Origin of the sequence: Ramlibacter sp. (genome assembly GCF_036383835.1) — a bacterium.
Classification (GTDB): domain Bacteria; phylum Pseudomonadota; class Gammaproteobacteria; order Burkholderiales; family Burkholderiaceae_C; genus Ramlibacter.
The window spans coordinates 1-9,834 of the sequence record NZ_DASVNN010000083.1 but is presented as its reverse complement, the minus strand read 5'-3'; the positions used below and the strand labels follow the sequence as shown (position 1 = coordinate 9,834).

Annotated in this window: 10 protein-coding genes and 1 riboswitch; of the genes, 2 read left to right on the top strand and 8 right to left on the bottom strand. The window is 72.1% G+C overall.

What is annotated here, in order from left to right; genetic code table 11:
• From cobT to VF522_RS13705, 8 genes are all read right to left on the bottom strand, one after another.
• Positions 1–807 (bottom strand): nicotinate-nucleotide--dimethylbenzimidazole phosphoribosyltransferase (gene cobT / locus VF522_RS13740; RefSeq protein WP_330908842.1); only part of this gene is annotated, 807 nt, incomplete at its 3' end.
• 1 nt (position 808) lies between these two features.
• Positions 809–2,266, bottom strand: a complete 1,458-nt coding sequence (locus VF522_RS13735; protein WP_330908841.1) for a cobyric acid synthase — start codon at positions 2,264–2,266, stop codon at positions 809–811.
• Entirely contained in the window at positions 2,263–3,045 is a 783-nt protein-coding gene (locus VF522_RS13730) for an ABC transporter ATP-binding protein (protein WP_330908840.1), read from the bottom strand. The genes VF522_RS13735 and VF522_RS13730 overlap by 4 nt, the downstream gene beginning before the upstream one ends.
• Positions 3,042–4,046: an iron ABC transporter permease gene (locus tag VF522_RS13725; protein WP_330908839.1), complete on the bottom strand. Its 1,005-nt coding sequence runs from the start codon at positions 4,044–4,046 to the stop codon at positions 3,042–3,044. The genes VF522_RS13730 and VF522_RS13725 overlap by 4 nt, the downstream gene beginning before the upstream one ends.
• Positions 4,043–4,900: an ABC transporter substrate-binding protein gene (locus VF522_RS13720; RefSeq protein WP_414709526.1), complete on the bottom strand. Its 858-nt coding sequence runs from the start codon at positions 4,898–4,900 to the stop codon at positions 4,043–4,045. The genes VF522_RS13725 and VF522_RS13720 overlap by 4 nt, the downstream gene beginning before the upstream one ends.
• A complete protein-coding gene (locus VF522_RS13715; RefSeq protein WP_330908837.1) occupies positions 4,900–5,490 on the bottom strand; it encodes a bifunctional adenosylcobinamide kinase/adenosylcobinamide-phosphate guanylyltransferase in 591 nt (196 codons plus the stop codon). Before VF522_RS13715 ends, VF522_RS13720 begins: the two co-directional genes overlap by 1 nt.
• Complete coding sequence (locus tag VF522_RS13710) at positions 5,483–6,298, bottom strand: ABC transporter substrate-binding protein (protein ID WP_330908836.1); 816 nt, start codon at positions 6,296–6,298, stop codon at positions 5,483–5,485. Before VF522_RS13710 ends, VF522_RS13715 begins: the two co-directional genes overlap by 8 nt.
• 7 nt (positions 6,299–6,305) lie before the next feature.
• Positions 6,306–8,273: a TonB-dependent receptor gene (locus tag VF522_RS13705; RefSeq protein WP_330908835.1), complete on the bottom strand. Its 1,968-nt coding sequence runs from the start codon at positions 8,271–8,273 to the stop codon at positions 6,306–6,308.
• A gap of 78 nt (positions 8,274–8,351) precedes the next feature.
• A riboswitch (cobalamin riboswitch) is annotated at positions 8,352–8,611 on the bottom strand.
• 33 nt (positions 8,612–8,644) lie between these two features.
• Between VF522_RS13705 and zapB the strand changes: the two genes are divergently transcribed.
• Positions 8,645–8,857, top strand: a complete 213-nt coding sequence (zapB, locus tag VF522_RS13700) for a cell division protein ZapB (RefSeq protein WP_330908834.1) — start codon at positions 8,645–8,647, stop codon at positions 8,855–8,857.
• Positions 8,854–9,198 carry a cell division protein ZapA gene (locus VF522_RS13695; protein WP_330908833.1) on the top strand — a complete coding sequence of 115 codons (345 nt, stop codon included), beginning with the start codon at positions 8,854–8,856 and terminating at the stop codon, positions 9,196–9,198. Before zapB ends, VF522_RS13695 begins: the two co-directional genes overlap by 4 nt.
• Positions 9,199–9,834 lie beyond the last annotated feature (636 nt).

The following is a 9,834-nucleotide window of genomic DNA, read 5'->3' as shown; positions in this document are numbered from 1 at the left end:
CTTTTCGGCCACCAGCACGGCGGCGCTCGAGATGAAGCCGTCGACCACGATGATGCGCCGCTCGTGCGCGGCTTGCAGCGCGGCACCCGCCAGCGTCGCGATCTCGAAGCCGCCGAAGGCCGCCAGCGCCGCGAGCGGCGTCGTCGCATCGGCGTGCCGTTGCAGCACCCGCGCCAGCACCGCGCGCTTGTGCGCGATGCCGGCGGCGTCGAGCCCGGTGCCCGCGCCCACGCAGTCGTCCAGCGGCTGCCCGGTGAGGCGCGCGAGCAGCAGCGCCGCCGCCGAGGTATTGCCGATGCCCATCTCGCCCAGCAGCACCACGTTGCCCGGGAGGCCGGCGACGATCTCGCGGCCGTTGGCGATCGCCTGCTCGCATTGCGCCGGCGTCATCGCCGGCCCCAGCGAGCTGTCGGCGGTGCCGGGGCCCAGCTTGCGCAGCAGCAGGCCGGGACGCGGCGCGAAGTCGTGGCGCACGCCGCAATCCACCACCGTCAGCGCGAGCCCCTGCTGGCGCGCCAGCACGCTCACCGCGGCGCCGCCGGCCAGGAAGTTCTCCACCATCTGCCAGGTCACGTCGCTCGGGTAGGCGGACACGCCCTGTGCCGCCAGCCCGTGGTCGCCGGCGCACACCAGCACCTGCGGTTCGCGCAGCCGCGGCGCGTCGCTGCCGAGAACGAGTCCGATGCGCAACGCCAGCGCCTCCAGCTGGCCGAGCGAGCCGACCGGCTTGGTCTTGCGGTCCAGCGCGTGCTGCAGCCGCGCGGCGAGCGCGGGATCTTCGATGTCTTCGAGCGGTTCCAGGTACATGTCAGGGGCGTGCGATGAGGCCGTGCAGGACACCGGCCTCGAAGTGTTGATCGATGAAATCCGCGAGGCCGTCGAACACCGAATCGAGCGTCGCGGCCGCGGCGCCGAACAGCGCGTGCAGCACGGCCGGGTCCTCGAACAGGCCATGCAGGTAGACGCCCAGCACGTTGCCGGCGTCGTTCTGCCAGCCCAGGCCGCCGGGCAGCGCGATGCGCGCGGCCGGCATGGCCGGATGCTGCGCGGTCTGCCCATGGTGGATCTCGTAGCCGGACGCCGACACGCCGGACAACCCCGCCCACGGTCCCGCGAGCGTACCGAAGCGCACCTGCGTGCGGCGCAGTGTCTTGGCCGGCTCGAACTGCGTGACCAGCGGCAGCAGGCCGAGGCCCGGCCCGTTGCCGTCGATGCCGTGCACGTCGATCAGCGCTTCGCCCAGCATCTGCAGCCCGCCGCACACGCCGAGCACGGCGCCGCCCGCGGCCGCATGCGCGGCGATGGCGCGGTCCAGGCCCTGCGCGCGCAGCCACGCGAGGTCGCTGCTGGTGTGCTTGGAACCGGGCAGCACGATCCAGTCGGCGCCGGCCAGTTCCGCCGGCGTGCGCGCCCACAGCAGGCACACGCCCGCGAGGTTGGCGAGCGGCTGGAACTCGTCGAGGTTGCTGATGCGCGGAGTGGCGATGACGGCGATCGTGCGCTGCGCCCCTCCGGGAGTGGCTGCGCGCGGCTGGAACCAGCCGTCTTCCTCCGGCAGCCCGTGGCCCCACCACATCGGCAGGGTCGCGACGGTGGGCACGTTGGTCAGCGCCTGCAGCTGCTGCGGCGCGGGGGCCAGCAGCGTGGCGTCGCCGCGGAACTTGTTGAGGATGAAGCCGCGGATGCGCGCACGGTCTTCCTCCTCGAGCAGCGCCCAGGTCCCGTACAGGTGGGCGAAAGCGCCGCCGCGGTCGATGTCGCTCACCAGCAGGCAGGCGGCGTCGGCATGGCGCGCGACGCGCAGGTTGGCGATGTCGCTGTCCATCAGGTTGATCTCCGCGGGCGAACCGGCGCCTTCGATCACGACGACATCGTTCTCCGCGCGCAGTTCGTCGAGCGCGTGGGCGATGCGCGGCCAGACGCTGGCGCTGCGGCCCCGCCACGGCTGGCGGCTCAAGGCCTCGTCGACCTGCCCGAACAGCACCACCTGGCTGTGCGTGTCGCGCTCGGGCTTGAGCAGCAGCGGGTTCATCCGCACCTCGGGCTCGGCGCGTGCGGCCAGGGCCTGGAAGTACTGCGCGCTGCCGATCTCGCCGCCCGCCACCACGCGCGCGTTGTTGCTCATGTTCTGCGCCTTGAACGGCGCGACCCTCAGCCCCTGGCGCGCGTACCAGCGGCACAACGCGGTGGCGAGCCAGCTCTTGCCGGCACCGCTGCTGGTGCCCAGCACCATCACGCAGCGCGCGGGCGATCCTTGCTTCGTCATGCGCGTTCGCTCCCCGGCAGCGCGACCCAGCGGCCGTCCAGCGCGTGCACCTGCAGCCGGCCGTCGAACACCCGCGACAGCGCCGCATGGGTGGCGGCATCGGCGCAGGCGCCCTGGTGCGTCACCCGGCCCGCGGCCATCACCACCATCTCGTCGGCCTGCAGCGCGAAGGAGATCTCGTGCAGCACGCTCACGACCGTGCGGCCCGCGGCGACCTGCGCGCGCGCCAGCGCCAGCCAGTCGGCCTGGTGGGGCGGATCGAGGTTGGCGAGCGGCTCGTCCATCAGCAGCACGTCGGCCTCCACCGCCAGCGCGCGGGCCAGCAGCACGCGCTGCCGCTCGCCGCCGGAGAGGCGCCCCAGCAGGCGCTCGCGCCAGTCCCAGGCCTGGGTCGCGCGCAGCGCCCGCTCCACCGCCGCGTGGTCCGCCGCGGCGGGCGGCGCCAGCCAGGGCTGGTGCGGCAGCCGCCCCAGCATCGCGACGTCGTACACCGTGAGGTCGTCGGCGCCGCCCTCGTTCTGGCCCATCCAGCACAGGCGGCGTGCGCGTTCGCGCGGCGCCAGGCGCTGCAGGGAACGATCGTGCAACAGCACCTCGCCCTCGTGCGGCAGCAGGCCGGCGAGCACGCGCAGCAGGGTCGACTTGCCGGCGCCGTTGGGCCCGACGATGCTGGTCCAGCGGCCGGCGGGCAGCTGCAGGCCGACGCCGTGCAGCACCTCCTTGCGCTGGGCGCCGCGACCGAGCGCGGCACGCACATCCCGAGCCTCCAATGCGCTCATGCGAAGCCGCTCCCGCGGTTGCCGCGCCGGTGCATCAGCCACAGCAGGTAGCTGCCGCCCAGGACGGCGGTGAGCACGCCCACCGGCAGTTCCTGCGGCGCCACCAGCCACCGCGCCAGCACGTCGGCGGCCATCAGCAGCAACCCGCCCATGAGCGCGGCCAGCAACACGAGGCGGCCGTGCGGCGCCGGCGCGATCGAGCGCACGAGATGCGGCGACGCCAGGCCGACGAAGGCGATCAAGCCGGTCTGGGCGACGGCCGCACCGGTGGCCAGCGCGAGCACCGCGACCAGCGCGGCACGCAGCGCCCCGAGCGGCACGCCGAGGCTGGCAGCGGTGGCCTCGCCGAGCGCCAGGCCATCGAGCATGCGGCCCAGCGCGCCCGCGAGCAGGGCCAGCGGCAGCAGCAGGCCCAGCATCAACCCGCAGGCGCCCCAGCCGACGAAGCCGGTGCTCCCCAGCATGAAGGCCTGCATGGCCTGCAGCGTCTCGGGCGCGGCGATGCTCACGAGGTCGCGTGCCGCGCCGAGCACCACGCCGACGATCACGCCGGCCAGCAGCAAGCGCAGCGTGTGCAGCACGCCATTGGCCAGCAGCAGCGTGAGCAGCACGCCCAGCACGGCGCCGATGAACGCCGCGCCGGTGAGGCCCAGGCGCACCAGCCACTCGGTGGCGAGCGGCGACACGCCGAACAGCGCCAGCGCCGCGGCGACGCCCAGCGCCGCGCCGGATGCCGAGCCGAGCAGGTAGGGATCGGCCAGCGGATTGCGGAACAGGCCCTGCGCCACGGCCCCCGCCAGCCCCAGCAGCGCGCCCGCGCTCCATGCGCCCAGCGTTCGCGGCAGGCGGATGTCGCGCAGGATCTGCCACGCGACCGGATCGTTGCGGGCGGCCAGCACGCTGTCGAAGCCGGTGCTGCCCACGCCCACCCCGAGCAACAGCAGGCCCGCCGCCGCCGCCAGCAACGCGAAACCCAGGGCGAAGCCGCGGCGGTCGCTCACCGGCGCCCCTTGGCCGCGATGCAGCGCGCGAGCAGGCGCGCTGCCTCCGCCATGCGCGGGCCGGGCCGGACCAGCACGTCGGCCTCGTCCGGGGTGAACAAGCAGACGCGGTCCTCGCGCAGCGCCCGCAACCCGGCCCAGCCGGGACGCTGCCGCAGGTCGAGCGCATCGCGCTCGCCGATCATGATCAGGTCGGGATCGGCCCGCACCACGAATTCGGGATTCAGCAGCGGGAACGGGCCGAGCTCCCGCGGCACGACGTTGCGCGCGCCGAGCCGCTGCAGCAGCTCGCCGATGAACGACGTGGGGCCGGCCGCATACGGCCCGTGCCCGACCTCGAAGTACACGCGCGTGCGCCGCACCGCGGGCGGCAGCGATTGCGCGGCCGCCGCCACCCCGGCATCGATGGCGCGCCAGATGCGCAGCGGGTCCGGCACTTCCAGCAGCTGGCCGATCACGCCGAACACGCGGCGGGCATCGGCGGAGGTCTGCGGCTCCAGCGCCAGCACCTTGAGGCCGAGAGACTCCAGCCGCTCGGCGCCGCGCGCCGAACGCGCGATCAGCACGACGTCCGGCTTCAGCGCCACGATCGCCTCGATGCTGGGATCGATGCCGCCCCCCACCCGCGGAAGCGCGCGCACGGCCGCCGGGAAGTTGGAATAGCGGTCCACCCCCACCAGGCGCCCACACTCGCCCAGCTCGCACACCGTCTCGGTGAGGGACGGCAGCAGGCTCACGATGCGTTGCGGCGGCCGCGGCAGCGTGAGCGTCACGCCGCGGTCGTCGGTGACCTGCAATGCCGCGGCCGGCAGCGCGCAGCACAGGAGAAACAGGCAGGCGAGAAACTTGCGGATCAAGGCACGTCCTTCAGCGTGAGCGGCAGGCCCGCGGCCATCAGCGTGACGCGCTCGCAGGCCAGCGCGGCCTGCTGGTTGAGGCGGCCCAGCGCATCGACGAAGGCCCGCGTCTCGGCGCCCAGCGGCACCACGCCCAGCCCGATCTCGTTGCTGACCAGCACCAGCGGGCCGGCGGCCGCCGCGATCGCAGCCGCGATGGCGGCGTCGGCCGCCTGTTGCGCGAGGGCCCGCGGCACTTGCGCCGGCGGCAATCCCGCGACCGGCAGCAGTCGCGCGGTGAGCCACAGGGTGAGGCAGTCGACGACGATCAGCGTGTCGCGCTCGCTGTGGGCGCCGATGGCGCGCGCCAGCTCGTGGGTCTCCTCCACCGTTTCCATGCCCGGCACGCGCTGCGCGCGATCCTGCCGGTGGCGCGCGATGCGTTCGCGCATCTCGTCGTCGCCGGCCTGCGCGGTGGCGATGTAGACGGCGCGGTGGGCCGGCGACTGCGCCAGCCAGGCCGCGGCCAGGGCCTCGGCGCGGCGCGTCTTGCCGCTCTTCTGGCCGCCCAGGACCAGCTCGCTGCGGGCCACGCGCAATTCAGCCATGGCGCGCGCTCCACTGCAGCACGATGCGGTGCAGTTGCTCGACGCCGTCGGTGAGCGCCGCGGGCCCGGGCTGCAGGATGTCGGCCGACTTGACCTCGAACAGCTGGCCGTCGCGCACCGCGTTCACCGCGTCCCAGCCGGGGCGCGATGCGACCTTCTCCGCGCGGAACTTCTTGCCGCACCAGGAGCCGATCACGATGTCGGGATTGCGACGCACGATCTCGGCGCCGTCGGCAACGATGCGGTCCTTGCCCAGCGGCTGCAGCGCGAGTTGCGGGAACACGTCGTCGCCGCCGGCGATGCCCACCAGCTCGGATACCCAGCGGATCGCGCTGATGTGCGGCTCGTCCCATTCCTCGAAGAACACGCGCGGACGGCGCGGCAGCGCGCGTCCCACGGCCTCGATCTCCTGCAGCCGCGCGCGCATTCCTTCCAGCCGCCGCAGGCCGTCGTCGGCGCGGCCGACGATGGCCGCCACCTGGTACAGCATGGAGAAGACCTCCTCCACGCTGCGTTGATTGAAGATGGTGACCTGCACGCCCCGCTTCACCAGCGCGCTGGCGATGTCGGCCTGCAGGTCGGAAAAGCCGAACACGCAGTCCGGCCGCAGTTCCAGGATCCTGTCGATCTTCGCCGACAGGAAGGCGCTCACCTTCGGCTTCTCCTCGCGCGCGCGGCGCGGCCGCACGGTGTAGCCGGAGATGCCGACGATGCGCGCCTCCTCGCCCAGCAGGTACAGCCACTCCGTCGCCTCCTCGGTGAGGCAGACGATGCGGCGCGGGCCGCGTGGAATGGCTGCGACCGTCATGGCGTGCTCAGAAGCGCACCCGCAGCGAAGCCGTGACCTGCCGGCCCGCTTCCGGATAGATCGAGGTCGTCTGGCCGTTCATGCAATCGAAGGCCTGCGTGTAGTACTTGCGGTCGAACAGGTTGCTCACGCCCACGGCGAATTCCGCTTGCGGATGGAACTGCCAAGCGTAGCGCGCATCGGCCGTGGTGTACGCGGGAATCCGGCAGCGGTTGTCGAAGTCCGCGGACTGCCTGGAGACCCAGTTCACCCCGGCGCCGACGCGATGTCCCGCCACCGGCGTCCAGTCTGCCCGCACGGCCAGCGCCTGGCGCGGCACCAGCGGGACGTCCTTGCCCGAGTGGGGGCCGGAGCGGAACTTGGCGTCGCGCAGCGCGGCGTTGACGCGCAGGCCCAGCGCCGCCGTGAGCGCATGGTTCCAGTCCAGCTCCAGGCCCTGGCGGCGGGTGGGGTCGAAGTTGATGTTGGAGCCGTTGAAGCCGAATGCGCTGAACGGACCCACGCCATCGGGATCGAAGCCGATCTCGTCGGTGATGTTGCTGCGGTACAGGCGCGCCTCCAGCTTGCCGCCGGTGTAGCCCCAGCGCGCGCCCAGCTCGTAGTCGCGCGAGACCTGCGGCCGCAGGGGGACGTCCGGATTGGTGAAGCTGAATTCGTCGACGTTGGCCAGACGGAAACTGCGGCCCATGCGCGCGTAGCCGGTCCAGCCCGCGCCCAGGGGCTGGCTGATGCCCAGCTCCCAGGCATTCTGGCGGGCAGCGAGCTTCGTCGTGCCGTCGGCGGAAGCGATGTCCTTGTCGAAGCGTTCGGTGCGCACGCCAGCCGAGATGCGCGTGCCGGCGGCCAGCGTGACGTCGTCCTTGACGTAGAAGCCCCGCGAGCGCTGCGTGGCTTCGGAACCGAAGGCGCCCAGGATGTCCCGCTTCCACTCGTTCACGTCGACGCCCAGCACCAGCGCATTCTTCGCCGAGCCGATGCCCGACTCGTGGCGGGCGCGCAAGCCGTAGCTGGTCGCATCCACGTCGTAATCGAAGGGGGCACCGAAGTTGATGCTGCGCAGCTTCTTCTCGCGCTGCGCCGCGTCGAAGCCCAGTTGCCAGTTGCCCACGTCGGCCTGGGCGAACACGCCGACCCGCTCGTTGCGCACCATGGCGCGGTCGTTGTCGAAGGGCGGCACGGACTGGCGCGGGTTGGCCGCGTACTGCGCCGCGCTGAGCGGGCCCGCCAGCTGCGCATCGAGCTTGTCCTCGGCGACGCGGGCACCGAGCCGCAGCCAGCCGTTGGACCACTGGCCGGTGGCGGAGCCGGCCTGCAGGCGGGACATCTGGTTCTCGCGGTGGCCATCGGTCTCGCGGTTCTGCGCGTGCGCGTCGAGCGAAAAACCGCCCGCCGTGCTCACGCGCGCGTTGGCGCGCAGGTCGCTCAGGCCGTGCGAGCCGGCCGCACCGTAGATGGAGCCGCCGCTGCCCTGCTCGCGCCCGGAGCCCGCCTTGGTCGTGATGACGATCACGCCGCCGGTGGCGCCTTCGCCGTACAGCACGGCACCGCTGCCGCGCAGCACCTCGATGCGCTCCACCGATTCGATCGGGATGCCGGACAGGCGGGTGCCCGCGAGGTCGGCCTCGTTGAGGCGCATGCCGTCGAGGATCACGACCTGGTTGTTGTCGGCGGTGGTGCCGAAGCCGCGCAGGTCCAGCGTGTAGTCGTCGGTGCCCAGCAGGTCCTGCCGGCCCGGCACGCCGAGCAGGCGGATGATGGCCTCGTTGACGGTGGCGGCGCCGCTCGCCTGGATCCGGTCGGCGGTGACGACGCTCACGCCGAGCGGCAGCGTCTCGGCGGATTCGGGAAAGCGCGTGGCGAGCACGTGCGTTTCGCGCAGCACGGGCTGCGCCTGCAGGGCGGTGGAACACAGGGTGGCGACGGCGGCCGCGACGAGGCAGGCACGCGCGCGCAGGGGATGCACGGTCGTTTTCATGGGATGCAAGAGACGAATTGCCCACGCCGGCTTCCCCGCCGGCGCATTGGGCGATCACGGCGGCGCGCGCCTTCGGCGCACGCCGCCACCTCGTTGGCCGGTATCCGGGCTGGCGGAAGAAATGTCCATCGCCTTCCCAGGCCGGCCCTTGCAGGCGCGCCCAGTGGCTTCATGTGATGGACATTGGCACGCGGCATGTTTCGCGCCGCGCGCCTCCGCTTACCGTTGCGGGGGCAGCGCAGGTTGGCCCTTGTGCGCTTCGGCACGCAGGCTCCCTGCTTCCCGTTGAACTGCGGCATGCGAACCACACCGCGAGCACCAACGCCTTGATTCTAAAGCGGTTCCATTCACATATCCCTACAATTGCCCCCATGGCCAGTGGCTCCTCCATCGACCCCCTCGTCGAACGCGTCGAGCGCCTGCTCGTTCGCTACGAGGAGCTGCAGCGCACCAACACGCTGCTCGCCGAACAGGTGGAGCTGCTCACGCAGGAACGCGACTCGCTGAAGTCGCGCCTGCACGCGGCCCGCGCGCGCGTCGACGCGCTGCTGGAACGCCTGCCCGACCTCAACACGCCCGCATGAAGCAGCTCGAAGTGCAGATCATGGGCCAGAGCTACCTGCTCGGGTGCCCCGAAGGCGGCGAGCAGCGGCTGCTCGAAGCGGTGGAGAAGGTCGACACCGCCATGTGCAAGATCCGCGACGCCGGCAAGGTGAAGGCCCGCGACCGCATCGCGGTGCTGGCCGCGCTCAACCTCGCCTTCGACGCGAGCGACCGCGCCGTGGCGCAGGCCATGCAGGCCGCGAGCCTCGCGCATGGCGACCGCACGCTGGCCGGCGCGCGCGGCCATGCCGACGACGTGCGCATCGCGCAGCTGGTCGTGCGCCTGGACCAGGCGCTCGGCGACGACGGCCGACTGCTCTGAACGGTGCCGCGCGCCCGCGCGCGTGATGCATGACACGGTTCAGCTTGCAACCGGAATGTCAAGCCCGCAATTCTTTCCATGTCTTCACACGGGCGCTTGCCCCGTCGCGCGATTTGCGACCTAGAATGATCCCGTCTGCAGTGCGTATCGGGCTTTATATTTCCTTGAACCAATGCTCATTGAGCAAGGGCTTGGAACATCGCCCGGCGAGCGTGAACATCTCGCGTCAGATGATCCCAACGCCGAAGCTGACCTCGCCCACCTGAACCTCGGTTCAGGATGCGGTCCGGTACCCTTGCAGACACCTCTCTCTCGCCCGAGAACGCCTTCGCGGTTTTCTCGGGCGAACTTTTTTGCGGTGTCATCCCCGCGCAGGCGGGGACCCAGAGCTTTTTGTCTTTGAAGCGGCTGCGCCGCTTCCCGGTAACCACCATGACGGCCCGCGGGAAACGGTGGGCAAGCGAGCTTGCCCACCCTACGCCACAACGCCAGGCCCCATGGCGGCGGAGATGGCAAAGACTCAATGCGCCACCACCCTCCCCTGCTGCCAGCCCCCGTGCGGGCGGGGCCGGGGTCGCGCATGAAGGCATGGCGCCTGCGAGGACCGGGCAGGCGGACCAGCGCGGCTACGAGAGC

Excerpts from the sequence above, each read along its gene's own strand:
- VF522_RS13710 (WP_330908836.1), bottom strand. The coding sequence starts at position 6,298 with ATGACGGTCGCAGCCATTCCACGCGGCCCGCGCCGCATCGTCTGCCTC.
- VF522_RS13705 (WP_330908835.1), bottom strand. The coding sequence starts at position 8,273 with ATGAAAACGACCGTGCATCCCCTGCGCGCGCGTGCCTGCCTCGTCGCG.
- zapB (WP_330908834.1), top strand. The coding sequence starts at position 8,645 with ATGGCCAGTGGCTCCTCCATCGACCCCCTCGTCGAACGCGTCGAGCGC.
- VF522_RS13695 (WP_330908833.1), top strand. The coding sequence starts at position 8,854 with ATGAAGCAGCTCGAAGTGCAGATCATGGGCCAGAGCTACCTGCTCGGG.
- VF522_RS13735 (WP_330908841.1), bottom strand. The coding sequence starts at position 2,266 with ATGACGAAGCAAGGATCGCCCGCGCGCTGCGTGATGGTGCTGGGCACC.
- VF522_RS13730 (WP_330908840.1), bottom strand. The coding sequence starts at position 3,045 with ATGAGCGCATTGGAGGCTCGGGATGTGCGTGCCGCGCTCGGTCGCGGC.
- VF522_RS13715 (WP_330908837.1), bottom strand. The coding sequence starts at position 5,490 with ATGGCTGAATTGCGCGTGGCCCGCAGCGAGCTGGTCCTGGGCGGCCAG.